Consider the following 26,171-nt stretch of genomic DNA (forward strand, 5'->3'; position numbering starts at 1 on the left):
AGCGCGCGTGCGAGCCACCTGGGATCAGGTCTTCGCCTGGCGGCTGCGACGTCAGCACGTCGGGTTCCGCACCGACGAGGGGGCCGAAGCGATCGCCGAGCGCTTGTGCGGCGTACAAGCCCAGGTCACCTCCGCGGCGGAACTGGCTGTCGCCCTGCGCAGCACGAAACCCGAATCCGGCGCGCTGGTCCGCGCGCTCGACGACGGCAGTCTGATGAAGACCTGGGCGATGCGCGGCACGCTGCACGCCCTGACCCCCGACCTGGCCGCGGCCGCTCTCGCGCTCATCGGCTCCGCGCGCACCTGGGAGAAGCCGTCCTGGCAGAGGACTTTCGGCGCCTCGCCCGCGGAGGTCTCGGCGTTGACCGAGGCGGTCGCCGAGGTGCTCGCCGCCGCGGTGCTCACCCGGGAGGAATTGGTCGAAGCCCTGATGTCCGCGCCGGAGTTCCACCGCCTCGGTGAAGAGTTGCGCTCCGGGTGGGGTGCGCTGCTCAAACCGTTGGCCTGGCAGGGGGCGCTCTGCCACGGCCCGGCGCGGGGCAGCAAGGTGACGTTCACCAGTCCGGCGCGTTTGATCCGCGACTGGCCCGGGCTGCCCGAGCCGGATGCGGCGGCGCGGGCGGCGATCCTCGCCTATCTCAGCGCCTACGGCCCGGCGACGCCGGAGACCTTCGACGCCTGGCTCAGCCGCAACAGCTTGCGCAAGACCACGGTGCGGCGCTGGTTCGCCGAACTGGGTGACCTGCTCACCGAGGTGGACGTGGAGGGCCGCCGCGCCTTCCTGCCGACCGAGCGGGTCGACGAATTGGCCGCCGCCGCGCCGAGCGCGACGGTGCACCTGCTCGGCGCCTTCGACCAGTACGTGCTCGCGCCGGGCACCGGTGACACCGCCCTGGTCCCTGCCGCCCACCGCGCGAAAGTGAGCCGCGCCGCGGGCTGGATCTCACCGATCGTCGTGGTGGGTGGACGTATCGCGGGCGTGTGGGAGCTCGCCGACGACGCTGTCGAGATCACCATGTTCGACGGTGCGCCGTTACCCAGGCGGGGGTTGGACGAGGCCCTCGCGCACGTGGCGCTGGCGGCCGGGCGCGAGAACCTCACGGTCCGAACGGCGTAGCGGCACCGGTGCCAGGCCCTCGAGGGTGCGCTGAGCGCCGAAGGAGCCGGAACCGAGCCGAACGCGTCGTCGATCAGCGTGGCCATGGCCCGGTCCGGCATCGGCACCCGCGCCCACCGGAATCCCACGTCGGCCAGGCCGGCGCCCCGTTCGGTCTCTTGCGCGTGCGGTTGCACGCCAGCGCTGGGTGTGGAGAGGATCAGGCCACGGTCGACTGGGTGACCGGATCCGGATGCGCCGCGGCAGGTTTCGGCATGCGCGCGGCTGCGCCGACCAGGCCCGCGAGGACGGCGACCGCGGCCGTCACCGACCACCCGCGCCGGAACGCGTCGAGGGCCGCCTCCGGGCCCGCGGGTGTGCCGAGCACCGCGACCAGGATCGCGACGCCGATCGCGAGACCGATCTGGCGCGCCATGCTCAGCACGGCCGACCCGGTGGCGAACCGGTGCGGCGGCAGCCCGCTGGTGCCCGCCGCGAAGGCGGTCGGCAGGGTGAGGCCGACGCCGATGCCGCTGACCACCATGCCGCCGAGCAGGCCGCCGACGTAGTCGGGTGTGAGGGTGATCGCGCGCACCCACCACAGCATGCCCGCGCCGAACACGACCCCGCCCGCGGCGATGACCGGACCGGCGCCGATCCGGCCGATCAGCCGTCCAGCCAGGACGGCGACCACCGGGACCATCAGCGGCCCCGGCGCGATGGCCAGGCCGGTGCGCAATGCCGACCAGCCCCACACGTCCTGCGCCCACAGCACCGCCGACAGCAGCATCGCGCCGAAGGCGACGTTGAACAAGACCGCGTTGCCGGTCATCCAGGCGAAGTTGGGCGCGCGCAGCAGGGCCGGATCCACCACCGGACTGTGGTGCCGGGCGGAGGAGACGACGAACGCCACCGTCAGGACGGCCGCCACCGCGAACGCCGTCAGCACCCGCGCCGACGACCACCCCCAGTCCTCGCCCTTGACCAGCCCGAGCACCAGCCCGGCGATCGCGCCGACCAGCAGCGCCGCACCAAGCAGGTCGGGCAGCCGCCCACCGTCGCCCGGCGGATCGGGCAACGTCCGCATCCCGACCACCACAGCGACCAGACCGATCGGCACGTTCACCAAAAAAACCCAGCGCCAGCCGAATTCCACCAGAACGCCGCCCAGCACCGGACCGAGGGCCGCGCCGAGCCCTCCGAAGGCGACCCACAGGCGTACCGCCGCGGCGCGGCGCTGCGGCGGGCTGGCCGCGAGTACCAAGCCGAGCGAAGCGGGCGTCAGCAGCGCGCCGCCGACGGCCTGCAGGACACGGAACAGCACCAGTGACCCGACGTCCCAGGCGGTCGCGCACAGTGCCGACCCGGCGACGAACACCAGCAGTCCCAGAAGGAAGGTGGTCCGGATGCTGCGGCGGTCACCGAGTCGTCCCGCCGGGACCAGCAGTGCGGCGAACACGATGGCGTAGGCGTTGAGCACCCAGGAAAGCCCCGAGATCCGGGCTCCGCCGAAATCGGCGGCCAGGTCCGGCAGAGCGACGTTGACGATGAACAGATCCAGGCTCGACAGCAGGACGCCGATCGAGACGACGGCGAGCACGACCCGGAAGTCGTCGGCGGCCCGCGTCGGGGCCGTGGCGGGGGGATTCACGATCGTCTCCGTTTCAGCCGAGCACGCGGCGGGTCTGGCGGGCCGAGGCGAGCAGCCGGCCGTCGCGGTCCCAGATCAGGGTGTCGTCCACCGACCATCCGCCGCCGGTGGAAGCGTTCGCCGTGCGCACCAGCACCGGCAAGTCGCCGGTCGGCACGTGGTGCAGGTGCATCGACAGCGTGACGGTGGGGATCGCGACGGGCCCGCGCAGCGTGGGAAAGACGGCGGGCGGCAACGCGTCGGCGAGGATCGCGAGGGTGGCCGCGTTCGCGGGCAGCTCGGGGACGAGGCCGATCCACGCGCACATCATCGGTTCGTCCGCCGCGGTGAGCGGCAGCGGTCCCGCGGCGGGACGGATGGTGAAATGCGCGCTTGCCGGGACGATTTCAGGCGGGAGGGCGAAGGGTGCGCAGGAGTCGGGGTCGGGCACGCGCGGTGCGGGCGCGCCCGCGTAGTCCGCGACGTCCGATGCCACGGTGCGACCGAGTGTGACGGACGCTCCGGCGACCGGGTTGCCGCCCTGGTCGGCGTAAACCTCCAGGACGACGGTGCTACGCCCGACGGCGTGCTCGGTCACCCGGAAGGTGAGCAGGTCCTCTGTGGGGCGGCCCAGGAACCGGAGATCCACAGCGCGCACGGGCAGCGGTTCGGCGGCCGCCGCCCGAGCCACCTCGATGAGCAGAGCCGCGATCACGCCGCCGTGCGGTCCGGTCCAACCGCGCCAGGACCGCTCGACACGCGCCTGCCATCCACCGGCGCCCGTCTCGGTGAGCGCGAACTCCTCGGCGATGGACCGCCTAGTTAGTTGCTTCATAAAACTCACCATAAATTGGTGAGTTCTTTGAAGCAACCGACTATTCTGGTGGCTATGCGCAGGACGAGCTTCGAGGAGATGAACTGCTCGCTGGCCCAGTGCCTCGAGGTGGTCGGGGAGTGGTGGACGCTGCTGATCGTGCGCGACGCCCTGTTCGGCGTGACGCGCTTCGACGACTTCCGCGCCCGCCTCGGGATCGCCCGCAATGTGCTCACTCAGCGCCTCGAGCATCTGGTCGAGCACGGGGTGCTGAGCCGGGAGCCCTACCAGGACAAACCGGTTCGCTACGACTACCGGCTCACCCCGAAAGGTCGTTCGCTGTGGTTGGTCGTCACCGCGATGCGTCAGTGGGGCGACGAATGGTCCGCGCCGGACGGCCCTCCAGTGCAGACCTTGCACGCCACGTGCGGAAACCTGGCGACCGTCGAGCCGGTGTGCTCCGAATGCGGGGAACGCGTCGCGCCGCGCGACCTGCGTCCCGTACTCGGTCCCGGCGCCAAGGACCCATCCCTCCTGCCCTCGAGCTGAACGGGTTGCGGCCGGTTCCGCGTTCGCCGCCGCGCGGCGATAGGCTGCGGCGGTGGCGGACGGGCGAGTGCGGCAACTGATCGACACGGTGGCATGGGTGCGCATCGAGGACGGACGAATCCTCTGCGCCAGACCGCGCGGCAAGGACATCTTCTACATCCCGGGCGGCAAGCGCGAGGGCGGCGAAACCGATCTGCAGACTCTGCTGCGCGAGATCGAGGAAGAGCTGACCGTCGCGCTGTTGCCGGAGACCGCCGCGCACGTGGGCACCTACGAGGCGTCGCACGGCCCGGTGGACGGGGCGGTGGTGCGAATGAGCTGCTACACCGCGGATTACCGTGGAACGCTGGCCGCGAGCAGCGAAATCGAGGAGGTCGCGTGGTTCTCCTACGCCGACCGCGTTCTCGTCCCCCCGGTCGATCAGTTGCTGTTCGACGATCTGGTGCACGCGGGCTTGCTACGGTGAATCGCGGACCGGACAGCGCTACCGTCGGCGGTATGTCGTGGCTTCGGACACTCCTGCGCTATGCCGCCTACGCCCTGCGGGCGCTACCGCTGGCGGCGCGGCGGATTCCGACCCGGCTACGCGTGCCGCGGCGAATGCTCGGCGAATCCGTTCTGCCGCGTAAATTCTCCGCGCTGCGCTCGGTGTCGCACTCGGTGCTCAGCGGCGGGGTGGGCCTGCTGGCCTGGTTCCTGGCATTCCTCGCGGTCGTGGCCGCGTTCCGCGGCGTCTGCTTCCCGCTCGTCGCCGGTGACGACCTGCACGGGTCCTGGGGCGGGCCCACCTTGGCGGGCGCTTGGGCGGTGCACGCGGTGCTGGGCGTCGGTCTGCTGCCGGTGTGGCTGCTGATTCTGTCCGGTCTGGGCGCGTTCCAGTTGCGGCTCACCCGCGGGCTGCTCGGCCGGAACGGGCCGCGGTGGCCCGCTCCGGTCGCGGTCGCGCTCGTCGCGGGCGGCGTGCTGCTTTTCGTGGCCTGGCTACGGCAGGTGTGAGGCCCGCCGAAGCCTAGGGGGCGCCCTCGCCGCGGGGGCGCTCAGGTGGTGGCGTGTGCGCGCTGCGCCCGCTGGATCAGGTGCTCCACGAGGGTGAGCAGCACGTCTTTGCAGGAGCTGCGGTCGCGCGCGTCGCAGAGCATGACGGGGGTGACCGAGTCGAGGTCGAGGGCGTCACGCACTTCGTCGATGGTGTAGCGCGGCGCGCCGTCGAAGCAGTTGACGCCCACCATGAACGGCAGGCGGCGCCGCTCGAAGAAGTCCACGGCCGCGAAGGAGTTGCCCAGCCTGCGAGTGTCGGCCAGCACGACAGCGCCGAGCGCGCCGCGCGCCAGTTCGTCCCAGAGGAACCAGAACCGGTCCTGCCCGGGTGTGCCGAACAGGTACAGCACCAGGTCACGGTCGATGGTGAGCCTGCCGAAGTCCAGGGCGACGGTGGTCGTGGACTTCTGCTCGACGCCCGACAGATCGTCGATGCCGGTGCTCACCTCGGTGATCAGCTCCTCGGTGCGCAAGGGCGCGACCTCGCTGATGGCCGAGACCATCGTGGTCTTGCCGACGCCGAACCCGCCGGCGACGAGGATCTTGACCGACGCGGCCAGCTGCGGTGTGCCGCTCGGGTCAAAGTTTTCGGATTCCATCCAGTACCGCTCGCAATATGTTGAGGTCATCGGGTCCGGCCTCCGTCGGAACGGGAGCACGGAAAATCAGTTGCCCGTCGCCGATCAGGTCACCGACGAGGATCTTCGTCACCGCCAGCGGCAAACGCAACTGTGCGGAGAGTTCGGCGACGGTCTGCGAAACCCGGCACAGCCGAAGGATATCGGCGTACTCGGGTTCACTGCGTCGCAACGTGGGCGCGGAGGTGTCCGCGATCACGGTGGTGAGCATATCCAGTTCGGGTCCGGCGCCCGCGGTGCGCCCGCGGGTGAGCGCGTAGGGACGCACCAGCGGTCCGGCCGCCTCATCGAACCAGGGCTCACGCGGATGGGTCATGGCAGGACTTACTCGACATGTCCGACGAGGTCTTGACGGGCAGTCGTGGACAGGTAGTTGCCGACCCGCTGCACGGTCAGGTTCATCTCGTAGGCCACCATGCCGAGGTTGGCCGATTCGGCGGCTTGCAGTGCCAGGCAGGCGTTGTCGCCCGCGGAGGTCACGAACAGCACCGCGCGGTCGAGTTCGATGACCGCCTGCCGGACGCCACCGCCGTCGAATCGGTTGCCCGCGCTGCGCGCCAGCCCGTAGAGCGCCGAGGACATCGCGCCGAAATGTTCGGCGTCCTCGCGGCTCATACCGCTGGAGCGGCCCAGTAGTAGCCCGTCGGTGGACAGCACCACCGCGTGGCGCACGCCGGCCAGCCGGTCGACGAGATCGTCGAGCAGCCAATTCAGATCACCTGCGGGAGAAGCGGACACCCCTAGCCTTCCTGTTCGTCGGAGATGACGGCGCGACGGCCCTGCCTGGTCCCGTTCTCGATGGCGGACATCAGATCGCGGGCCTGCTCGGCGGAGCGTGGCGGCTGCACGGAGGCGGCCTGCTCCTGGACCGGCTGCGCCAATTGCGGTGCGAGGTTGGTCTGTCGGGTGCGCCGGGGAAGCGCCGGGCGGCCGTCGGGGCCCGGTTGCATCGGCGCCTCGGTATACGGGCGGGGTCCGTAGCGCGGGAGCGCGGCGGCTTCGACCGGCAGGGTCGCGACGGACGACGGCGCGGTCTGCACTGCGGTCTCCGTCTCCGCCGCGACCGACGGGCCGTCGAAGAGCCTGCCGCGGCGGCCGGGATCGGTGAGCTCCGCCGGTGTCTGCGGCGCACCGGAATCGGTCGCGATGAGGGCGGACGGAACCAGCACGATGGCCTTGATGCCGCCGTAGTCGGAGTCCGAGAGCCGCACCGCGATGCCGTGGCGCGCGGCCAGCTGCGCGACCACGAACAACCCCAGCCGCGAGTCCGCCGACAGCGCAGCCACCCCGAAATCCGGTGGATCGCATAGCATCTCGTTCATCGTGGCCCGGTCTTCTTCGGACATGCCCATGCCCTGGTCGGCGATCTCGACCACGATGCCCTTGCCGACCACGTTGCCGGAGACCTCGACCCGCGACTGCGGTGGCGAGAAGGAGGTCGCGTTGTCCACCAGTTCGGCGAGCAGGTGGATGAGGTCGGCGACCACGGTGCCGAGCACGCGGACCTCGGGCAGCCGGGCCACCCGGACCCGGGCGTAGTCGAGCGTCTCGCCGACGGCGCTGCGCACCAAATCGACCAGCGGGACCGGGTTGCGCCACTGCCTGCCCGGTTTGCCGCCGCCGAGGATGGTGAGGTTCTCGGCGTTGCGCCGCTCGCGCGTCGCGAGGTGGTCGAGCCGGAACAACGTGTCGAGCAGGACCGGATCCTCCTGCCGCTGCTCGGCTTCGTCCAGAATCTCCAGCTGCCGGTGCACTACGATCTGGCTGCGGTGCGCGATGTTCAGGAAGACCGCCTTCACGCCTTCCCGGGTGCGGGCCTCGGCCACCGCCGCGGCGACGGCGGCGGAATGCGCGTGCTGGAACGCCTTGGCCACCTGGCCGATCTCGTCGCTGCCGTAGTCGAGAACGGAGGATTCGGCCGCGGGGTCGACGGTTTCGCCGTCGCGCAGTCTGCGCATCATGTCCGGCAACCGTTCGTCGGCCAAGGCCAGCGTCTGCCCGCGCAGCCGCTTCAATCGGCGGATCACGCGGTTGGCGATGATCACCGCGATGAGGAACGCCAGCACGCTGACCACCAGCACGCCGCCGCCCGCGAACGCGGATCTGGTCGCGGCCGCGGCGGCCTTGTCCTCCGCGAGTTTCTGCGAGGCCCGGTTGTGCGTGGTCCAGGCGTCGATCAGGCCGCGGTTGACCTCGGCGGCCGCGCTGTGCCATTCCTGCGTGCTCAGCGGTAGCGGTGGCGGGCTCGACGCTCGCGCACCGCTGCCGGATGTGCTCGATCCGGTCGAGGGCGGCTGAGCGGATGCCATGGCGCGCTGGACGACGGCGTTCTCCATGGTGGTGAGCTGCTGCCAGGCCGGACTGGCGATGAGCGTCTGCAGATGACGCTGTTCCGCGCCTTCCAACTCGGCGCCGAGCGCGGCGATCTCGCTGTGGTAGAAGCCGATCTGGCGGATGTACTCCTCGGCGGGGATGGCCGGGGGTGTGGGGCCGTCGATGTACAGGCCGCCCAGCGCGTTGCTGCGCGCCATCGCCTCGGTGGCGTTGAACAGCCGCATGCCGGTGGCGATCCGGACGCCGATCTCGGTGTACGGCGCGGTCTGCTCGGCGACCTTGGTGCCCACGGAGATGACGTCGAGCAGGCGGTTGTAGAACATGTACGCGTCCGCGGGCGGCAGCGCGGCGGCGTCGACGCCGCCGCGCACGGCGCTCATGTTCTGCGTGAGGGTGGTGAAGTTGGCCACGTTGTCGCCGAGCTTGGAGTCGTCGACGTCGCGGATACCTTCGGAGGCCTGGATCAGGCCGCGCAGCGCCCCGTCCAGACGCATGCGCGCGGCGCCCAGCGCGGTCGCCGCGGTGCCGTCGCCGGACAGGTGCGCGAGTGTCAGGTGGCGTTCCTGCTGGACCGCCTCCATCATCTCCCTGGTCGAGGGGATGGCTTTCTGGTTCTCGGCCGCCCAGTCCTTGGCTTTGGTTCCCTCCGCGACCAGATAGCTCGTAGCACCCACACCGACGACAAGCAGAGTCAGGCTCGGGATGAGCGCGATCGCCAGAATCCGGGTGCGGACCCCGAGCCTCGCTCTGAACATCGGCACAACGTAATCCACGAACCGGGCGATCCGGCCGCTCTGTCCCGGTGAGCGGGACTCGATTTGACTCGGCAGTTGCTCTTGTGCGCTGTCGGCGTTGCGCCGAAATTAATTGCCGCCGTGCATAACTCTAACTCGCCCGTGCGGGTGCGACCGACCTGTGCGGGCACGCAGCGACTCGCGGCGCGGGAAATCCTCCCGTGGCCGGTTCAGAGCCCGCCGCGCGCGGCGTAGATTGTGTGTATCCCTCGGTTACTCACAAGTAGGAGGCAACGATGCCCGCGCCGGAAGCCGATGTATTCGACCGCCTGAGCGCGCTGGCCGCGATCGAGGCGCCCGCAGACCGTCAGCGCAGGAAGATCACCGAGACGTTCACCGGGAACCCGCTGGGCAGCGTGCCGGTCGGCACTGCGGCCGACGTCGCCGCCGCCTTCGGCAAGGCCAGAACCGCGCAGGAGCGCTGGGCGGCCCGGCCGGTGGCCGAACGCGCCGCTGTGCTGAATCGGTACCGCGCGCTGGTGGTCGAGCATCGCGAGTTCCTGATGGACGTGGTGCAGGCCGAGACCGGCAAGGCGCGCTGGGCGGCCCAGGAAGAAATCATGGGGCTGATGTTCGCGGCCCGGTATTTCGCCAGGATCGCACCGAGTCTGCTGGACGCTCATCGCGTACCGGGCGCGTTCCCCGTGCTCAACCGCGCCTCCGTCCGGTACCAGCCCAAAGGCGTCGTCGGTGTCATCGCGCCGTGGAACTATCCGCTGCTGCTGTCGATCGGCGATTCCATCCCGGCGCTCATCGCGGGCAACGCCGTGGTGGTCAAGCCCGACAGCCAGACCCCGTTCTCCACGCTGGCCGGGGCCGAGTTGCTCTACCGGGCGGGTCTGCCGCGCGAGCTGCTCGCGGTCGTCCCCGGCCCGGGCAATGTGGTCGGCACCGCGATCGTCGAGGACTGCGACTATCTGATGTTCACCGGTTCCTCCGCGACCGGCCGCACCCTGGCCGAGCAGTGTGGCCGCAGGCTGATCGGCTTCTCCGCCGAACTCGGCGGGAAGAACCCGATGATCGTCACCGCGGGCGCCGACTTGGACAAAGCCGCCAAGGCGGCCGTGCGCGCCTGCTTCTCCAACGCCGGGCAGCTGTGTATCTCGATCGAGCGGCTGTATGTGGAGCGCGCGGTCGCCGCGGCGTTCACCGAGAAATTCGTGGCCGCGGTGAACGCGGCGAAACTCGGCGCCGCCTACGACTATTCGACCGACATCGGCAGCCTCATCTCCGAAGCCCAACTGGAGACGGTGTCCAAGCACGTCGCGGACGCCACCTCGAAGGGGGCGAAGGTGCTCACCGGCGGCACGGCCCGGCCGGATCTGGGTCCGCTGTTCTTCGAGCCGACCGTGCTCGCCGACGTGACCGATGAGATGGAATGCGGTCGCGACGAGACCTTCGGCCCGCTGGTGTCGATCTATCCGGTCGACAGCGTCGATGAGGCCGTGCGCCTGGCCAACGACACCGACTACGGCCTCAACGCCTCGGTGTGGGCGGCGAGCAAGTCCGAAGGCGAGCGGATCGCGGCGCGGCTGCACGCGGGCACGGTCTGCGTGGACGAAGGCTACGCGCCGGCGTGGGGCACCACCGGAGCCCCGATGGGCGGCATGGGCATCTCCGGTGTGGGGCGCAGGCACGGTCCGGACGGTCTGCTCAAGTTCACCGAACCGCAAACGGTCGTGGTCACGCGCTTCATGAATCTCGACGCGCCCAAGCTGTTCCCCAAAGACAGGTGGCAGCCGTTCCTGATGACCGTGGCCCGCAGTCTGCGGTTCCTGCCCGGACGCTGACGCACGACGTCCGCCCGGGTGGTCGTGCCCACCCGGGCGGACGATCCGCCGGTTCGTTCGCGCAGGGGTCACGCCAACCGGTCGGCTCCGGTGCGCGGCGGCCCTCCGGCCGCCAGCGCCGCTGCTTCCTCGTCGGTGAGCAGCCGTGATCTGAGGACGAATCGCAGGCCGTCGAGCGCGTCCGAAGCGCGGCCGCCGGGCGCATCGGTCACATCCACGGTCACATGGGTGTGCTTCCAATGCTCGTATTGCTCGCCGCTGATCCAGAATTCGGTGTGCCAGGGGAGGCTTCCGAGCAGGACGTCCGCGCCGTCGATCCGGGATTCCCGGATGGGCAGGCAGCGGGGCTCGACGCTGTCGCGGTGTCCGCCGGACTGATGCAGCAGCACAGCCCCGTGCTGGTGGATGACGCGGCGCAAGGCGGCTCTGGCGCGATCGGTGATGTCCACCCGGTGCGTTCCCGCGTCGGCGGACCGGCGTGGATGACGTGGCCGGCGTGTGTCGGGTAGTCGGCGATGCCGGAGTCCCGGCACCGATCTGGCAAAGCTCATGATTCCTCGCTGATGTATCTCGGACCGACTCACTATGGTCCGCGGAGGTTGGCGCGAGGTTGGTGTGAGAACGTCAGTCGCGCAACGCGGTATGCAGCCGAGCCGCGACCACCGCGCGCCGCACGTCGTCGGGCGGGAGCAACCGCAGCGCGTGCTCGTGGACCGCGATGTCGCGGGGTGCGCGTTCGCCGAACGCGACCGCGTGTTCTGCCCGGTCGCCGGTGAGCACGGCGGTCCGCACGCCCACGTCGAGATGGTCGCGCCACCGCAACACGGCGGGCGCCTCCGATCCGGGCAGCAGCGGCCCCCGGTACAGCCACACCGCCGAGGTGGTGTCGCCCGCGGTGACGGCGGCGAGCAGGTCGACGGCATCGCAGGAGACCGGACCGGTCAGCGCGTACCGGCGATTGCTGATGTCGCCTCCGATCGCCCGGCGCAGATGCGAGACATCGGCTTTGAGCGTGCTGATGGAAACCGACCGGTCGCCGTACAGGGCGGCGTGCAATTGCTCGGGGGTGAAGCCGTCCGGCTGGAGCGCCAGCAGCGCGAGAATTTCCAGTTGCCGAGGCGGCAGCGGCAGCGGCACCCCGTCGCGCACCAGGCGTGCGGCGCCGAGGCATTCCAGCCGGATCCCCGGCGTGGGTACGGGCGCGGCGGTGCGCAACATCGTCTCCACCGCCGTCACCAGCGCCCGCACCGAGGTGAGCACCGCGGGATGCGAGCGCTCCCAGGAACTGGACAGGTCCAACGCGCCGACCTGTCTGCCGTCCGGCCCGTGGATGGGCGCGGAATAGCAGACCCAGCCGTGCAGAGCGGCGATCAGGTGCTCGGCGGAGAACACCGTCGCAGGGCGATCGGTGTGCAGCGCCAGCGCCAAACCGTTGGTGCCCATATGGCTTTCGCCCCAGCACCCGCCCGGGGCGAGATTGACCTGTTCGGCCTGCCTGCGCAGCGTGCGCTCGCCGCAGGACCACAAGACGGTGCCCGCGCTGTCGGTGACCACGGCCAGGTAGCCGGAGTCCTCGGTGACGGCGCGCAGTTCACCCGCCAGCGCCGTCACCGGTTCCCGGAGTGGGGACGCCGCCCAGCGATCACCGATGTCGTCCACCGCGGGCGCGACCGTGGTGCCGGGATCGACGGTGTACATCGACCGCCGCCACGACTGCGCTACTTCGTTGCGGAGGACAGCGGCGCTGGGCCGGGACGTCACCTGTGGAGCCGTCGCCCAACGCTCCCATTCTTTTTCCAGTTCGACCCGCTGCTGTGTGAGGGTGCGGAACTGCGCCACGTGGAAGACCCATCGTCGTGTGAGCTCGTATTCGCACTCTCATTCTGGCGTACGCCGACCGGAGTGGCGAGCTGTTCGGGCCCCTACCGGCCGGTCGCGTCAGCTTCGAGCGAACGCGGCGACGAAGCCCTAGGCTGCTGGCATGGCGACCGGTTTACCGCGGGCACGCCTCGCCGACGTGCACGAAGTGGCTTCGGGCATGCCCTATGTGACCCGCGTCGACGGACCGCGCGGCAACCCGATCTACCAGGTCGGGGGCAAGTCGTTCGTGTTCTTCCGCACCCCTCGCCCGGACGCCGTGGATCCGGGCACCGGCGAGCGCTACGCCGATGTGATCGTGATCTGGGTGCCGTCGGAGTCGGACAAGCAGGCGCTGGTCCAGGATCCGGACTCGCCGTTCTTCACCACGCGGCATTTCGATGGGCATCCGTCGGTCCTGGTGCGCGCCGCTCACCTCGGCGAACTGAGTCGTCGAGAACTCACCGAGGTCATCCAGGACGCTTGGCTGTCGCGGGCCTCGCGCAAGCGCGCGGCGGACTGGCTGGCCGCCCATCCGCCGCGCTGAACGGTCACTTCCGGATGAAAATGCCTGCCACGTCCGCGTTCTTGATGGGGGTGTCGGCGTTGGCCTGGGCGCCGCACAGCAGGTCGACCGACACCATGGTCGCGTCCACGGCGGTCCCGGCCGGTTCGCGGTCGTCCTTGGTCTGCTGCTTGACGAACTTGGTGATCGTCGTGCGCTTGGTGTCCTGATCCTGCTTGACGTACTCGCTGCACGGCGTGTCGCCGCCGCGGTTGAGGGCGCGTTCGATGTCGGTGCAGCCCGCGAGCGCCATGGCGACCATCGCGATCCCGAGGCCGGTGCGGCCGGTTCGTGACAGCGTGGCGTGCATGGGCTCCTCCTGAAGGTTCGGCGGCGCTGCCCGCCGCGATCGGAGTTCAGCGTAGAGCGCTCACGCCGAGTGTCCCACCGACGGCGGGTGCTCAGGCGCGGAACACGCACAGCGGGACGTTCATCTCCGCCGGGGTGAGCGAACCGTGGTGACCGATCAGCCGCGACTGCAGCGGCTCGGCGCCGGTCCGGATGACGCCACGCCGACCCCGGGCCACTACGACCAGATCGCCGATGCGCCGGGCGATCGCCGGGGCGACAGTGGGGCCGAACCAGCCTCGGCCCACGGCTTCCGCCCGGTCGAGGACCTCGAAGTCCGCGCCGAGGGTCGCCCGCCAGGCCGCCGCGACATCGGATTCGGCGCCCGGCTCGGTGTAGACGTGGCGGGCGCGGGGTTCACCGCCGAGCGCCCGGACGCCGTGTTGCAAGGCCGGGGTGGTGTCGAAATCGAGGCGATCGTCCAGGTGCACCATGCCGTGGTCGGCGGTCACCAGCAGCGCCGCTCCCGCGGGGAGCTCGTCGGCGAGCGCGGCGGCGAGCCGGTCGGCGTGCGTGAGTTCCAGTTGCCAGGACCGTGCGGAGGGCCCGCGCACATGTCCGGTCAGGTCGAGATCGCCGTGGTAGGTGTAGACCAGGGAGCGCGGGCCCGCGCGTAACGCCTCGCTCACACCGGCGACGAGATCGCCGAACGACAGTTGCGGGCGGAACTCGCAACCGCGCAGCACCGCCTCGGTCAGCCCAGACCCCGCCTGATCGCGGGGTGATACCTGCGCGACGGCGATGCCGTCGGCGACGGCGCGCTGAAAAACCGTTGTGCGGGGCTGGAATTCCGACGGGACGAGTTCCCGCCGCAGATCGGACTTCGGCGCGCCGTGCAGCCGCCAGGACAGCGGAGTGAAGAGCCGGTCGTAACCGGGAACGTGGAACAGGTAGCCGACGATCCCGTGCTCACCGGGCGGAACGCCCACGCCGAGCGAGGCGAGGCTGGTGGCCGTCGTTGTCGGGAAACCGGCGGTGAGCCGGATCGGCGCGAGGCCGGACAGGAACGGCGCCGCAGCGGGATTCGCGACGAGATCCTCGTACCCGAGCCCGTCCACCAGCAGGACGCAGACCTGGTCGGCGTCGAGCCGCAGCCCTAGGCGGTCCTCCTCACCGGGTACACCGAGACCGGCGAGGACGGAGGGGAACAGGTCGGCCAGAGAACCCGAACCGTAGCGCGGCGCGACGAACACGAGGTCAGAATGTCAACGTCGGCGGCTGCCTGGCAAGGGCGTTCACGCCTGTCCGGTCTCGAAACGGCTCACCTTGCCGTCGCGCAGGACGAACCGCCAGGTGGTCCGCATCGAGCCCCATCGGGAATTGGTGTAGTCGGCGACCAGTTCGGTGCCGTCGTCACCGACGGACTCGACCCGCATGCGGCCGTTGCTGTCGAAGATCTCCGCTCCGGTCCACTGGTGGAGGTTGCGTTCCACACCGTCGTCGGACATGGTGGCGTCGTCGGTGAGCACCGCGTAGAACCGGTCCTGATCGTTGGCGTTGAGCGCGTCGACGAACTCCTGCACCGTCGGATCCAGCTGCGCGGTCATCCGGGTCGTCCTCTCGGATCGGTGTGGGAAGCATCGGACAGCAAATGTCTGGCGTCTACTCTAGGTCAGCGGCGGCGCGCTCGGCTCCAGGAAAGTCGCGAAGGTCCGCATGACATCGTCCACCAACGCCGGGGCGGTGGTGCCGAACTGTCCGGCGCGTTTCTCCAGCTGTCCGTCCAGCCACAGCGAGGCCAAGCCGTGGCCGAGACCCCAGAACATGACCGCCAGTGTGTCGGCTTTGTCGGCGGGCAGCGCTCCCGCGCGGACGCACTCCGTGATGGCGTCGGCCAGGACGCCGAAGGCCGCGTCGCCCGCGGCCATGGTGTCGGGATGTTTGTCGGGTTGGGAGAGTTCGGGCCGGAACATCAAACGGAAGTAGGCCGGCTGTTCGCGGGAGAACCGCACGTAGGCGTTCGCGAGGGCGGTGAGGGCGGCCATGGGCGTTTCCGCCTCGGCGCGGGCGGCGGCCAATCGCGCTCCCAGTAGCTGGAAGCCCTGCGTGGACAGGGTCGCGAGCAGGGCGGCCCGGTCGGGGAAATGGTGGTATGGCGCCGCGGTGCTCACGCCTGCCTCGCGCGCCACCCGGCGCAGGCTCACCGCCGCGAGCCCCTCCGTCTCGATCAAACGCAGGCAGGCGGCCAGCAGCGCGTCGCGCAGGGCGCCGTGGTGGTAACTGGTCCGCGTCACCGTCCGAGCGTATGCGACGTGTCCTGGACAACCTAACTATGCGGTGCTTAGATTATCTGAGCGCCGCTCAGATGGGCGGCGCGCGAGGCACCCACGAGACGGATGTAGACATGAGCACACGAGTAACAGTCACCGGCGCAACGGGTTTCGTGGCCGGCCACGTCATCGCCGAGCTGCTGGAACACGGCTACGCCGTGCGCGCGACGGTGCGCGACCTCGCCGACACGGGTAAGCGAGCACACCTGGTCGAGGCGGCCCGGCGCACCGGGGGCGAGCTCGAATTCGCCCGAGCCGACCTCAACGGCGACGACGGCTGGGCGGCCGCTGTCGCGGGCAGCGCGGCGGTCCTGCACGTAGCCTCTCCGTTCCCCAGCACGCCGCCCGACGACGAGCGCGACCTCATCGACACCGCAGTCGAAGGAACGCTGCGCGTGCTGCGCGCCTGCGCCGCCGCGGGCACGGTACGCCGGGTGGTGCTCACGTCCTCGATCGCCGCGATCGCGTACGGTCACGCCGAGGACGGCTTGCGCACGGAGGCCGACTGGACGGTGGTCGAGCGCAGTCCCGCCTATCAGCAGAGCAAGACGCTGGCCGAGCGGGCGGCCTGGGATTTCGTCGCGAAGCTCCCGGCGGGCGAGCGATTCGAATTGGTCGTCGTCAACCCGGGTATGGTGCTCGGACCGTTGCTCTCCGCCGCGACGAGCACGTCGCACGAGCCCGTACGCAGGTTGCTCGCCGGGGACGTCCCCGGTACACCCCGGGTCGGCTGGGCGCCGGTGGACGTGCGTGACCTCGCGGTAGCGCACCGGCTCGCGCTGGAGACGCCGGAGGCCGCGGGCAACCGCTACATCTGCGCGGGCGAGCATCTGTGGATGGAAGACATCGCGCGCATCCTCGCCGAGGAATACCGGCCGCGCGGGTTCCGGGTGCCGACCAGGCGGCTGCCGAACTGGCTCGTGCGCTGTGTCGCGCTCTTCGACAAGGGCGTCCGGTTGACCGTGCCCACTCTGGGGCGCACCGAGTCGCTCAGTGCGGGCAAAGCGCGACGCGAACTGGGCTGGACCATGCGGCCTGTCCGGGAAACCCTGCTGGACACCGCCGAAAGCCTGTTGCAGCACGGAATCGTCGCGCCGTCGCGGCGCAAGCCGGCCCCGGCGGCCTCCGCGCCGCGCGCCGTCCGGGCCTGAGGGGGTGCGAGCATGCTGATCGCGACATTGATCGTCACCACCGTCGCCATGGCACGGCGCCGGCTCGCCCGCCGATCCCCGGCTGGGAACTCCACCGGAGGCGGTGTTCCCGGCCCCGTCCGCCGGGCGTTGCGCCGTCCGGCGCCGATAGCGGCCGCCTGCGTCGCGCTACTCGGCATCGCGGTCGCCGCGGGCGCGCTCGCCCAGTGCTGAAACCGGCCCCGACGTGCGGCGCTCCGGCGCGGTTCGCTAGACAGGACACGTGACTGCGCAGCGCCCGTTCCGGTTCGGTGTCAACATGGTGGTCCCCGAGTGCCGGAAGAACTGGATCGAAAAATGCCGCCGGGCAGAGGAATTCGGTTTCGACGTGGTCGGCGTCGCCGACCATCTCGGCCTGCCTGCGCCGTTCCCCGCGATGATTCTGGCCGCCGAGGCGACCGAGCGGGTGCGGTTGAACACCTACGTGCTCAACACCGCGTTCTACAACCCGGTATTGCTGGCGCGCGACGTGGCCGGCGCCGATCAGTTCACCGACGGGCGCGTCGAACTCGGACTCGGCGCGGGCTACGTGCAGGCGGAGTTCGAGGCCGCGGGCATTCCGTTCGAAAGCGGCAGCAAGCGCGTCGAGCATCTGGAGCAGACGGTGATCACGCTGCGCGGCCTGTTCGCCGATCCGGAGTATCAGCCGCAACCCGCGCAGCCGACAGGTCCGCCCGTGCTGATCGGCGGGTGGGGCGACCGGTTGCTCGGCGTCGCCGCGCGGCACGCCGACATCATCGCCTTCACCGGCGCGGCGGCCGCGCGCAACGGCGGCCCGCTGCAGATGGCCGGGCTGGCCGAGATCGAGGAACGCGTCGCCTACGTGCGGGAGCTGCTCGGTCCCCGAGCGGACAAGGTCGAGTTCAACATCCTCGTGCAGCGGGTGGTTCCGCCGAACGAACGCGCGAGCGTCCTGGAGGTCTTCGGTCCGGCGCTGCCGCCGGACGTCGCCGACTCCCCGGAGGATCACCCGATCCTGCTCATGGGCACCCCCGAGGAGATGGCCGACCGCCTGCGCGAACGGCGCGACCGTTACGGCATCAGCTACGTCACCGTCCTCGAGGACAGCATGGAGAAGTTCGCGCCGGTCATCCAGTTGCTGCGCTGAACGGCGGGTTCGCGGCAGCGGGTGCTCACGCGGGCTTTCGCCACAGCAGGGTGTAGCGCCACATGAGCCGTCGCCGGATGCGCGCACCGGGTAGCAGATCGGCAACGGTCGAGCGAATCTCGGCGTACCCGTCGATCGGGTCACGCAACTGGACGCTGGGCTCGCCGGACCGGTGCAGGAGGTCCGTCATCCGGATGACGGGCACCAGGGGCAGATAGTGGTAGTCCCTGCGCAGGGTCATGTTCCAGAGCCCGACTACGGCGAGGACACCGCCGGGTGCGACCAGGCGGCGCAATGCGGTGATGCCCTCGCGCAACGGGACATGGTGCAGGGTCGCCACGATGGTGACTACGTCGAAAGAGCCCGTGTAGTCGAGGAAGTCGGCCTGGTCGAGGGACACCCCCGCCGTCACCGGGGCTTGCGCGAAGGGCTCCGCGTCGACGTCGATTCCGGTGACGGTCAACCCACGGCGAGCCAGTTTGCGCGCCAAAAGGCCGTCGCCGCAGCCGATGTCGAGCGCAGTGCGGGCCGACGGCGGCACCTGCTTCAGTAACCAGGGGTGGTAGTGGGTGTTGTGATTCCAATAGGGGTCGTCGCGCACTTCGACACTGTAGGGGCTATCTAAATGTGATTTACGTCACATTTACCGGAGCATTTCGGGGGTACGGGATGGCAAGGTGTGCGGTATGCCTTTCGCCGAATCCACCGCATCGCCCGACGCCATCCGAGTGCTCCGAGCCAGCGAGCACAACCTGCGGGACGTGTCGCTCGAGATCCCGAAGAACAAGATCACCGTCTTCACCGGCGTCTCCGGCTCGGGCAAATCATCGATCGTCTTCGACACCATCGCGGTCGAATCCCAGCGCCAGCTCTACGCCACCTTCCCCGCGTTCATCCTCAACTTCCTGCCGCGCTACGAACGCCCGCACGCGGAGGCCATCGAGAATCTCACCGCGCCGGTGATCATCGATCAGCAGCCGGTCGGCGGCGGGCCGCGCTCCACGGTCGGCACGATGACCGACATCTACTCCATGGTGCGGGCCATGTTCGCCCGATTCGGTTCGCCCTCGGCGGGCTTCGTCTACAACTATTCGTTCAACGTGCCGCAGGGCATGTGCCCGGATTGCGACGGACTCGGCGTCACCGTCCGCGCCGATCCCGACCGGCTGCTCGACCGCACCAAGTCGTTGAACGAAGGCGCGATCCTCCTGCCGGGATACGGCGTGGGCAGCGGGGATTGGCAACTGTACGGCAAGTCCGGCCGCTTCGATCCGGACAAGAAGCTCGCCGACTACACCGACGCGGAACTGCACGACCTGCTCTACGGCACCGGCGGCAAGGTCGAACTGACCTTCAGCAAGGGCACCTGGAAGGCGAACTACGAAGGCATCGCCACGAAATTCACGCGGACCCGGCTGCAGCGCGACACCTCGACGCTGAGCGAGAAGACCCGGGAGCAGATGCAGCAGTTCCTCACCGAAGGAGTCTGCGGGACCTGCGCGGGCGCGCGCCTGAACCAGGCAGCGCTGGCCACCCGGATCGGCGACCGCAACATCGCGGATTGGGCGCGCTTGCAGATCACCGATCTGATGGAGGTGCTCGACGAGATCACCGATCCGGCCGCCGCCGGTCTGGCCGGGGCCATCCGCACCGCCCTGCGGCGGGTGGCCGACATCGGACTGGGATATCTCAGCCTGGACCGGCCGACCTCGACCCTGTCCGGCGGCGAGGGACAGCGGCTGAAGATGATCAAGCATCTGTCCAGCACGCTGATCGGACTGACCTACATCTTCGACGAACCCAGCGTCGGGTTGCACCCGCGGGATGTGGGCCGGCTGAACGATCTGCTGAAGGCGTTGCGGGACAAGGGGAACACGGTGATCGTGGTGGAGCACGATCCGGACGTCATCCAGATCGCCGACCATGTCGTCGACGTCGGGCCGCGTGCGGGCGCGCACGGCGGTCAGGTGGTCTTCCAGGGAAGTTTCGCCGATCTCCGCAGTGCCGACACCCCGACCGGCGCCGGTCTGCGCAGGCCGTTCCGCGTGAAGGACTCCTTCCGGGCGGGCACGGGCGAGCTGCTCGTCGAGCGCGCGACGCTGCACAACCTGAAGAATGTGACCGTCGGGATCCCGACCGGCATCCTCACCTGTGTCACCGGGGTCGCGGGCTCGGGCAAGAGCAGTCTCATCCGGGACGTGTTCGTCCGCGAGCATCCCGAGGCGATCTTCGTGGACCAATCGCCCATCGCGGCGTCCTCCCGGTCCACGCCCGCGACCTACCTCGGATTGATGGACCCCATTCGGAAGTTGTTCGCCAAGGCGACGGGGGAGTCCGCGGGCCTGTTCAGTTTCAATTCGGCGGGTGCGTGCAAGCAGTGTGAGGGGCGTGGGGTGATCATCACCGAGATCGCCTACATGGATCCCGTGACCACCCACTGCGATGCCTGCGACGGACGACGCTTCTCCGATGACGTGCTCGCCCTGACGCTGCGCGGCAAGTCCATCGCCGACGTGCTGGAGATGCCGGCCGAGGAGGCGCTCGGATTCTTCCCGGAGAAGGCGCTGCACACCAAGCTGCGCACGATGAACGAGGTGGGTTTGGCCTACCTCAGCCTCGGCCAGGCGATGAGCACGCTGTCCGGGGGCGAACGGCAGCGGATCAAGCTGGCGACACAGTTGCAGAACACCGGCAGCGTCTACGTGCTCGACGAACCCACCACCGGACTGCACATGTCGGACGTGGACACGCTGCTGGCGCTGATGGACGGTCTGGTCGACCGGGGCAACACCGTCGTGGTGATCGAGCACAACCTCGATGTGGTCGCCCACGCGGACTGGGTGATCGATCTCGGGCCGGACGGCGGCAAGGACGGCGGCGAGATCGTCTTCACCGGCACACCCGCCGAACTGCTCACGCACCCGTCCTCGCTGACCGGCGAATACCTGCGCCGGTACAAGACGGGCAGCTAGCCGGCGGACTCCGTGAACTGCTCGGTCCCGGTCACCCGCAGCAATTCCAGCGCCGAGGCTTCCCGGCTGCCGGGCGTCGCCGAGTAGACCACGACGGCCTGGTCGGTGTCCGGGACCAGCAGGGTGTCGCAGTCCAGCCGCAGCGATCCGAGGTCCGGGTGATCGATCGTCTTGGTCGCGCTGCGCCACTGCCCGGAGCGCCGCGCGTTCCACAACTGCTCGAATCGGGGACTGCGGGAACGCAATTCGGAGACCAGGCGCAGGAGGCCGGGATCGTCGGGGTAGCGCGCGCGGGTGCCGCGCAGGGTGGCCACCGAGAACGCCGCGGCATTCTCGGCCTCGGCGGGTGTCATCCGGACCCGTCCGGGCTCGGTGCCGAGGAAACGCTGCCAGATGATGTTGCGCTGAGCGGGCGGCCAGGCGGAGAAGTCGCCCAGCAGCGCGGTCGCCATCGGATTCCACGCCAGCACATCGGCTTTCGCCGAGAGCACCAGCGCGGGCAGGTCCGCCATCCGATCCAGCAGACGCAAGACGCTCGGGCGCACCACCATGTCGATGCGGCCCGCCTGCGGCGGCGCCGCGCCCGCGAGCTGGAACAGCAGGGTGCGATCCTCGTCGTTGAGCCGCAGCGCGCGGGCGAACGCGGCCAGCACGGCGCTGGACGGACGGGGACCGCGACCCTGCTCCAGACGTACCACGTAGTCCACGCTGACACCGGCCAGCTGGGCGACCTCCTCGCGGCGCAGACCCGGCACCTGCCTGCGCGAGCCCGCGGGCAGCCCGACGTCGCCCGGACGCACTCGGTCGCGCGCCTGTCTCAGCAACGCGGCCAGCTCGGTTCGATCCACATCCCGATCATGCCGTGCCCGGTCGTCGCCGGGGTGGGATCGCTGCTCCCAGGAGTTGGCAGCCCTGGCGGACGGCTGCCGGGCACGTGACGCCCGGCCCCGTGAACGAAACGACGACGGTCCTGGTGCTTCCCGGCTTCCAGGTCAACGCGGCCGGAGCGCACACGCTACGGCTGTCTCTGCCGCGACAGGGAAGTGCAGATTCCTGCCCGGTCACCTGCCGTAGACGACGGTGAGGAGGCGCTCGCCGTCGGTCAGCGGGCGCCACCGTTGACGTACAGCGTCTGCCCGCTGACGTAACTCGCCTCGTCGCTGGCGAGGAAGGCGATCACCGCCGCGACCTCTTCGGGCTGACCCACGCGGCCCAGCGGCGTGCGTTGCGCGGCCGCTTTCTGGTGATCCTCGGCGCTCATTCCGACCCGGTCGGCGGTGGCGGCGGTCATAGAAGTGGCGATATAGCCGGGCGCCACCGCGTTCACGGTGACGTTGTACGGCCCGAGCTCCAGGGCGAGCGTCGCGGTGAGCCCTTGGATGCCGGCCTTGGCGGCCGCGTAGTTGGCCTGGCCGCGGTTGCCCAGCGCCGACCGGCTCGACAGTGAGACGATCCTGCCGTACCGCTGGGCCACCATGAACCTCTGCGCGACCTGCGCGCAGTGGTAGGCGCCGGTCAGATTGACCGCGAGCACCGCGTGCCAGTCCTCCTCGGACAAGCGGAAGAACAGGTCGTCGCGGGTGATGCCCGCGTTGTTGACCAAGATGTGCGGGCTGCCCAGATCGGTCGCGACCCGATCGAACACCGCCTCGACCGAGCCGCGCTCGGTGACGTCGCAGACGTAGCTGCGGGCCACTCCGCCGGCTTCGGTGATCCGCGCGGCGGTCTCGTCGGGCGCGTCGCGGTCGAGTACCGCCACGGCGGCGCCCTCGGCGGCGAGGCGCAGCGCGGTCGCCGCGCCGATGCCTCGGGCCGCGCCGGTGACGACGGCGATCCGGTCGGTGAAGCGGTGCATCGAATGTTCTCCTGTCAGAACGCGGCGACGCCGGTCAGTGCGCGGCCGATGAGCAATTTCTGGATCTGGCTCGTGCCCTCGTACAGGGTCATCACTTTGGCGTCGCGGAGGTATTTGCCGACCGGGAACTCATCGATGTAGCCGTATCCGCCGAACACCTGCACCGCTCGGTCGGCCGCACGGACCGCCGCCTCGGAAGCGAACAGCTTCGCCTTGGAGGACGCCACGGCGAATTCCTCGCCACGGTCGACGAGGTCGGCGACCCGCCACACCAGCAGCCGCGCCGCGTCCACGTCGAGGGCGATATCGGCGAGCAGCTCCTGGACGAGCTGGTGGGCCGCGATCGGCTTGCCGAACTGTTCTCGCTGGGTGGCATAGCCGACGGCGGCGTCCAAGCAGGCCTGCGCCAGCCCGACGCAGCCGGCCGCGACCGACATGCGGCCCTTGGCCAGCGCCGCCATCGCCACACCGAAGCCCTTCCCCTCGGCGTGCAGCCGGGCGCTGTCGGGAACACGCACACCGTCCAGCACGAGTTCGGCCGTGGCCTGTCCGCGCAGCCCGAGCTTTCCGTGGACTTCCCGCGCGGTGAATCCGGGCGAGTCGGTCGGTACCAGGAACGCGGTGATGCCCCGATGTCCTTCGCCGCCGCTACGCGCGAACACCAGCGCCACATCGGCCCAGGTGCCGTTGGTGATGAACATCTTCGTGCCCGACAGCACCCAGTCCGAGCCCTCGCGCACCGCACGGGTGCGCAGCTGAGCCGCGTCGGATCCGGTGCCCGGCTCGGTGAGCGCGAAACAGCCGAGCGCCTCGCCCGCCACCAGCCGCGTGAGCCAGGTCTGTTTCTGCTCCTCGGTGCCGAAGTGGTGGATCGACTTGGCCACCAAGCCGAGGGAGACGGAGACGATGCCGCGCACAGCCGAGTCGCCGCGCCCCAGTTCCTCGAGGACCAGGCAGTAGGTGAGATGGTCGCCCGCGCTGCCGCCGTACTGCTCGGGGATGGTGAGCCCGAGGAAGCCCAGTTCGCCCAGCCGGGCGACGATCGACCGGTCCACGCTTTCGTCGCGATCCCACCGCGCGGCGTGCGGCACGATCTCCCGGTCGACGAAATCGGCCGCGAGCTGCCGCGCCGCCGTCTGCTCGCCGGACAGTTCGAGGTTCATGGACGGTAGGCTAGCGAGGAATAAACTAGCGCCGCAAGTTTAGTGCAGGTACGCCGCGATACTTCGAGGTAGGAACGCGTAGTGGGCCGTGGCCGAAGTGGCGCGCGCACGGTCGGCGACGGACCGGCGCCCGAGCTGGATAGTCGAGTGGCGGGCGAATCGACCGCCGTGGGGCTCCGGAGTTCGCGTGGCGATCTGCCGTCCGCGCTCATGTCGAAGCAGGAACTGAAGCGCCTGGCTGAAAGGTTGCGGCAACCCGTCCCACACCAAGAGGACCGTGTCGGCAGCTCGCCGTTACCCGGCCGAGTCCGCCGATCGGCCCATCACCGACCAGGCTGACGAGGTTCTCGGACGCTCATCGAGCGGTGACCGCGCCGCATTCGGTCGCGAGCCAGGCGGGGAACTCGGTGAGGTCGGTCAGCACCACGTCCGCGCCCGCCGCGCGCAGTTCGTCGGCCGTGCACGGCCCCGTGCTGACCCCGACGGCGAAGACGTCCGCGGCGCGCGCGCCGTTCATGTCGCCGACGTGGTCGCCGACGAACAGACTCGCGCCCTGTTCGCGCAGCGTCGCCGCCTTTCCCGCCGACCAGAGGTCGCCCGCGAGATGGTCGACGCGCCAGCCCAGCTCGGCGATGTGCAATTGCGCGAGTGGCGCGTGCTTGCCGGTGACCACGAGCACTCGCCCGTTGCGGGCCTCGACAGCCGCCAGCGCGGCCTGCGCGCCGGGCATCGGGGGGATGGCCGAGACGATCGTCGGGTAGAGCGCTCGATAGCGGGTGACCAGGGCCGGAACCAGGTCTTCGGGCGCGCCGGCCTCCACGAGCAGGGTGGCCAGCGGGGGGCCGAGCCGATCGGCGAAGGTCGTCCCGCACAGTGGCAGGCCGAACTCGGCGCCGAGTCGGTCGATGGCGCTGGCGACGCCAGGTCGCGAGTCGATCAGCGTCATGTCGAGGTCGAAGCCCACGGTCCAGGTCACCTGACCGACCCTAATAGCCCGCGCCGCGGCGTGCCGGTCGGGCTGTTGTGATTCACAACTCCCTGGGGCGAAAGCCGTGCCGCCGCAACGAGAGCCGTGATCCACGTGGAACCCCGGATGCACTCGATGTCGGGTAAGCGACTGTGCCTCCGCCATTTTCGGCATCGAGCGCAAGTACGCGTCAGGTGAATCGGGGTGGCGCCGCGCGCTTGACGTAGCCGCTGACCGGGCTGATCTCCATCCGATCGATACCGCTCAGCGCCGCGATCCGCTCCGTGGTGTAGCGGAACAGGTCGTCCGCGTCTCGGCAGACGACGCACACCAGCAGATTGTGCGGTCCGGTGGTGGCGCCGACGAACGCCGCCTCCGGATCGGCGGCCACCGTGGTCGCGACGGCCACGAGATGGGCGGGGGCGACCGTGAGCCACAGCAGGCTCTGCACGGCGTAGCCGAACAGGGCGGGATCTACCTCGACGTCGAAGCCGAGCACCCGGGCGTAACGCAATTCCTCGAGCCGCCGCCGGACCGCGGATTCCGACCAGCCGACGGCTCGTGCCAGCCGTGGATACGCCGCTCGACCGTCGGCGGCGAGCGCGGGGAGCAGGCGCCGATCCAGCTCGCTCGGCGTCACGGTCGCCGCCGGATCCGTATCGGGCGCACGCAGTGCCGCGCTCTGCTCGGTGGACAGCGCCGACATCCGTCCCTGCCAGCGGCGTTGCATGACGTGCCGCAGCACGCGGTGGGCGTCCACCGAGTGGACGGCCGGATGGCGGGCCAGCTCGGGCAGGGGAGCATCGCCGGGAACGCGGAACAGACAGACCAGCTCGGCCCCACCGGCGACGACGGTCACCCAGGCGGTGTCGCCACGGCGCGCCAGCGCGTGGGCCAGCGCGGCGGTGGCATCGGGACGGACCCGCAGACGGACCAGCCACTCGGCGTGGCCCACCCGCCCGGTGTCGGCGACGCCGGTGACGCGCAGCCCGCCGGTGTCCAACAGCCGCCGGTAGCGGCGGGCCAGAGTACGTTCGGAGACCCCCAGCACCGGCGCGAGCCTGCTGAACGGCGCGCGGCCGTCCAGCTGCAGGGCGTGCAGCAAACTTCGGTCGACGTCGTCCAGGATGACCGAATCCACCATGTCAGCCTAGGGCAGTGCCGGAATACGGCGAATCGGCCGTGCCGGCGGG

28 protein-coding genes are annotated in these 26,171 nt (G+C 70.0%); 10 read left to right on the forward strand and 18 right to left on the reverse strand.

Annotated elements, in window-relative coordinates; all coding sequences use genetic code 11:
- Positions 1-7: 7 nt before the first annotated feature.
- The gene (locus QMG86_RS13345) at positions 8-1,117 is read left to right on the forward strand and encodes a DNA glycosylase AlkZ-like family protein (protein WP_281879829.1); all 1,110 of its coding nucleotides are present in this window, start codon (positions 8-10) and stop codon (positions 1,115-1,117) included.
- 199 nt (positions 1,118-1,316) lie between these two features.
- Here the strand turns inward: QMG86_RS13345 and QMG86_RS13350 are convergent, their stop codons facing one another.
- The gene (locus QMG86_RS13350) at positions 1,317-2,747 is read right to left on the reverse strand and encodes an MFS transporter (protein ID WP_281879831.1); all 1,431 of its coding nucleotides are present in this window, start codon (positions 2,745-2,747) and stop codon (positions 1,317-1,319) included.
- Between the two features lie 13 nt (positions 2,748-2,760).
- Entirely contained in the window at positions 2,761-3,561 is an 801-nt protein-coding gene (locus QMG86_RS13355; protein ID WP_281879832.1) for an acyl-CoA thioesterase, read from the reverse strand.
- A 54-nt stretch (positions 3,562-3,615) separates the two neighbouring features.
- On the opposite strand from QMG86_RS13355, the gene QMG86_RS13360 reads away from it, so the two are divergent.
- Genes QMG86_RS13360 through QMG86_RS13370 form a run of 3 tightly spaced genes read left to right on the forward strand, consistent with a single transcriptional unit; the run spans position 3,616 to position 5,085 of the window.
- Positions 3,616-4,089 carry a winged helix-turn-helix transcriptional regulator gene (locus QMG86_RS13360; protein WP_281879833.1) on the forward strand — a complete coding sequence of 158 codons (474 nt, stop codon included), beginning with the start codon at positions 3,616-3,618 and terminating at the stop codon, positions 4,087-4,089.
- 52 nt (positions 4,090-4,141) lie between these two features.
- Complete coding sequence (locus QMG86_RS13365; protein WP_281879835.1) at positions 4,142-4,555, forward strand: NUDIX hydrolase; 414 nt, start codon at positions 4,142-4,144, stop codon at positions 4,553-4,555.
- Positions 4,556-4,587: 32 nt separating this feature from the next.
- Entirely contained in the window at positions 4,588-5,085 is a 498-nt protein-coding gene (locus QMG86_RS13370; RefSeq protein WP_281879836.1) for a hypothetical protein, read from the forward strand.
- A 41-nt stretch (positions 5,086-5,126) separates the two neighbouring features.
- Here the strand turns inward: QMG86_RS13370 and QMG86_RS13375 are convergent, their stop codons facing one another.
- The 4 genes from QMG86_RS13375 to QMG86_RS13390 are packed head-to-tail and all read right to left on the reverse strand — an operon-like array spanning position 5,127 to position 8,854.
- Positions 5,127-5,726, reverse strand: a complete 600-nt coding sequence (locus QMG86_RS13375) for a GTP-binding protein (protein WP_281880946.1) — start codon at positions 5,724-5,726, stop codon at positions 5,127-5,129.
- Complete coding sequence (locus tag QMG86_RS13380) at positions 5,707-6,081, reverse strand: DUF742 domain-containing protein (RefSeq protein ID WP_195085380.1); 375 nt, start codon at positions 6,079-6,081, stop codon at positions 5,707-5,709. The genes QMG86_RS13375 and QMG86_RS13380 overlap by 20 nt, the downstream gene beginning before the upstream one ends.
- Positions 6,082-6,089: 8 nt before the next feature.
- The gene (locus QMG86_RS13385) at positions 6,090-6,503 is read right to left on the reverse strand and encodes a roadblock/LC7 domain-containing protein (RefSeq protein WP_063018307.1); all 414 of its coding nucleotides are present in this window, start codon (positions 6,501-6,503) and stop codon (positions 6,090-6,092) included.
- Positions 6,504-6,505: 2 nt separating this feature from the next.
- Positions 6,506-8,854, reverse strand: coding sequence for a sensor histidine kinase (locus QMG86_RS13390; RefSeq protein ID WP_281879837.1), 2,349 nt, complete (start codon positions 8,852-8,854; stop codon positions 6,506-6,508).
- A gap of 275 nt (positions 8,855-9,129) precedes the next feature.
- Here QMG86_RS13390 and QMG86_RS13395 point away from each other — a divergent pair, with 275 nt between their 5' ends.
- Complete coding sequence (locus QMG86_RS13395) at positions 9,130-10,683, forward strand: succinic semialdehyde dehydrogenase (RefSeq protein ID WP_281879838.1); 1,554 nt, start codon at positions 9,130-9,132, stop codon at positions 10,681-10,683.
- Positions 10,684-10,751: 68 nt separating this feature from the next.
- On the opposite strand, the gene QMG86_RS13400 is transcribed toward QMG86_RS13395, so the two are convergent.
- The gene (locus QMG86_RS13400; RefSeq protein WP_281879840.1) at positions 10,752-11,132 is read right to left on the reverse strand and encodes a DUF779 domain-containing protein; all 381 of its coding nucleotides are present in this window, start codon (positions 11,130-11,132) and stop codon (positions 10,752-10,754) included.
- A gap of 175 nt (positions 11,133-11,307) precedes the next feature.
- Positions 11,308-12,522 carry an AfsR/SARP family transcriptional regulator gene (locus QMG86_RS13405; protein WP_281879841.1) on the reverse strand — a complete coding sequence of 405 codons (1,215 nt, stop codon included), beginning with the start codon at positions 12,520-12,522 and terminating at the stop codon, positions 11,308-11,310.
- 142 nt (positions 12,523-12,664) lie between these two features.
- Between QMG86_RS13405 and QMG86_RS13410 the strand changes: the two genes are divergently transcribed.
- Complete coding sequence (locus QMG86_RS13410) at positions 12,665-13,087, forward strand: MmcQ/YjbR family DNA-binding protein (protein WP_281879842.1); 423 nt, start codon at positions 12,665-12,667, stop codon at positions 13,085-13,087.
- A gap of 4 nt (positions 13,088-13,091) precedes the next feature.
- Here QMG86_RS13410 and QMG86_RS13415 read toward each other — a convergent pair whose 3' ends face one another.
- The 4 genes from QMG86_RS13415 to QMG86_RS13430 form a co-directional block, all read right to left on the reverse strand.
- Positions 13,092-13,415 carry a hypothetical protein gene (locus QMG86_RS13415; protein ID WP_281879843.1) on the reverse strand — a complete coding sequence of 108 codons (324 nt, stop codon included), beginning with the start codon at positions 13,413-13,415 and terminating at the stop codon, positions 13,092-13,094.
- A 91-nt stretch (positions 13,416-13,506) separates the two neighbouring features.
- A complete protein-coding gene (locus QMG86_RS13420; RefSeq protein WP_281879844.1) occupies positions 13,507-14,646 on the reverse strand; it encodes an alkaline phosphatase family protein in 1,140 nt (379 codons plus the stop codon).
- Positions 14,647-14,688: 42 nt separating this feature from the next.
- Positions 14,689-15,000, reverse strand: coding sequence for a nuclear transport factor 2 family protein (locus QMG86_RS13425; protein ID WP_159840640.1), 312 nt, complete (start codon positions 14,998-15,000; stop codon positions 14,689-14,691).
- Between the two features lie 60 nt (positions 15,001-15,060).
- Positions 15,061-15,687, reverse strand: coding sequence for a TetR/AcrR family transcriptional regulator (locus QMG86_RS13430; RefSeq protein WP_281879845.1), 627 nt, complete (start codon positions 15,685-15,687; stop codon positions 15,061-15,063).
- Positions 15,688-15,797: 110 nt separating this feature from the next.
- Between QMG86_RS13430 and QMG86_RS13435 the strand changes: the two genes are divergently transcribed.
- From QMG86_RS13435 to QMG86_RS13445, 3 genes are read left to right on the forward strand one after another with little or no spacing between them, the layout of a single operon-like run.
- Positions 15,798-16,874, forward strand: coding sequence for an SDR family oxidoreductase (locus QMG86_RS13435; protein ID WP_281879846.1), 1,077 nt, complete (start codon positions 15,798-15,800; stop codon positions 16,872-16,874).
- A gap of 12 nt (positions 16,875-16,886) precedes the next feature.
- Positions 16,887-17,087 carry a hypothetical protein gene (locus tag QMG86_RS13440; protein ID WP_281879847.1) on the forward strand — a complete coding sequence of 67 codons (201 nt, stop codon included), beginning with the start codon at positions 16,887-16,889 and terminating at the stop codon, positions 17,085-17,087.
- A 49-nt stretch (positions 17,088-17,136) separates the two neighbouring features.
- Positions 17,137-18,021 (forward strand): LLM class F420-dependent oxidoreductase, encoded by an 885-nt coding sequence (locus QMG86_RS13445; RefSeq protein WP_281879848.1) that lies wholly within the window; start codon positions 17,137-17,139, stop codon positions 18,019-18,021.
- 25 nt (positions 18,022-18,046) lie between these two features.
- Here the strand turns inward: QMG86_RS13445 and QMG86_RS13450 are convergent, their stop codons facing one another.
- Positions 18,047-18,622, reverse strand: a complete 576-nt coding sequence (locus QMG86_RS13450) for a class I SAM-dependent methyltransferase (protein WP_281879849.1) — start codon at positions 18,620-18,622, stop codon at positions 18,047-18,049.
- An 85-nt stretch (positions 18,623-18,707) separates the two neighbouring features.
- Here QMG86_RS13450 and QMG86_RS13455 point away from each other — a divergent pair, with 85 nt between their 5' ends.
- Positions 18,708-20,993, forward strand: a complete 2,286-nt coding sequence (locus tag QMG86_RS13455) for an ATP-binding cassette domain-containing protein (RefSeq protein ID WP_281879850.1) — start codon at positions 18,708-18,710, stop codon at positions 20,991-20,993.
- On the opposite strand, the gene QMG86_RS13460 is transcribed toward QMG86_RS13455, so the two are convergent.
- From QMG86_RS13460 to QMG86_RS13480, 5 genes are all read right to left on the reverse strand, one after another.
- On the reverse strand, positions 20,990-21,841 hold the full coding sequence (locus QMG86_RS13460; RefSeq protein WP_281879851.1) for a helix-turn-helix transcriptional regulator: 852 nt from the start codon (positions 21,839-21,841) through the stop codon (positions 20,990-20,992). The genes QMG86_RS13455 and QMG86_RS13460 overlap by 4 nt on opposite strands.
- Positions 21,842-22,095: 254 nt before the next feature.
- Complete coding sequence (gene fabG, locus QMG86_RS13465; protein WP_281879852.1) at positions 22,096-22,848, reverse strand: 3-oxoacyl-ACP reductase FabG; 753 nt, start codon at positions 22,846-22,848, stop codon at positions 22,096-22,098.
- Between the two features lie 14 nt (positions 22,849-22,862).
- Positions 22,863-24,011, reverse strand: a complete 1,149-nt coding sequence (locus QMG86_RS13470) for an acyl-CoA dehydrogenase family protein (protein WP_281879853.1) — start codon at positions 24,009-24,011, stop codon at positions 22,863-22,865.
- A 355-nt stretch (positions 24,012-24,366) separates the two neighbouring features.
- Positions 24,367-24,987, reverse strand: coding sequence for an HAD family hydrolase (locus tag QMG86_RS13475; protein WP_281879854.1), 621 nt, complete (start codon positions 24,985-24,987; stop codon positions 24,367-24,369).
- A 181-nt stretch (positions 24,988-25,168) separates the two neighbouring features.
- Positions 25,169-26,119: an Lrp/AsnC family transcriptional regulator gene (locus tag QMG86_RS13480; protein WP_281879855.1), complete on the reverse strand. Its 951-nt coding sequence runs from the start codon at positions 26,117-26,119 to the stop codon at positions 25,169-25,171.
- Positions 26,120-26,171: the final 52 nt, after the last annotated feature.

Origin of the sequence: Nocardia sputorum, assembly GCF_027924405.1 — a bacterium.
In the GTDB taxonomy this organism is placed as follows: domain Bacteria; phylum Actinomycetota; class Actinomycetes; order Mycobacteriales; family Mycobacteriaceae; genus Nocardia; species Nocardia sputorum.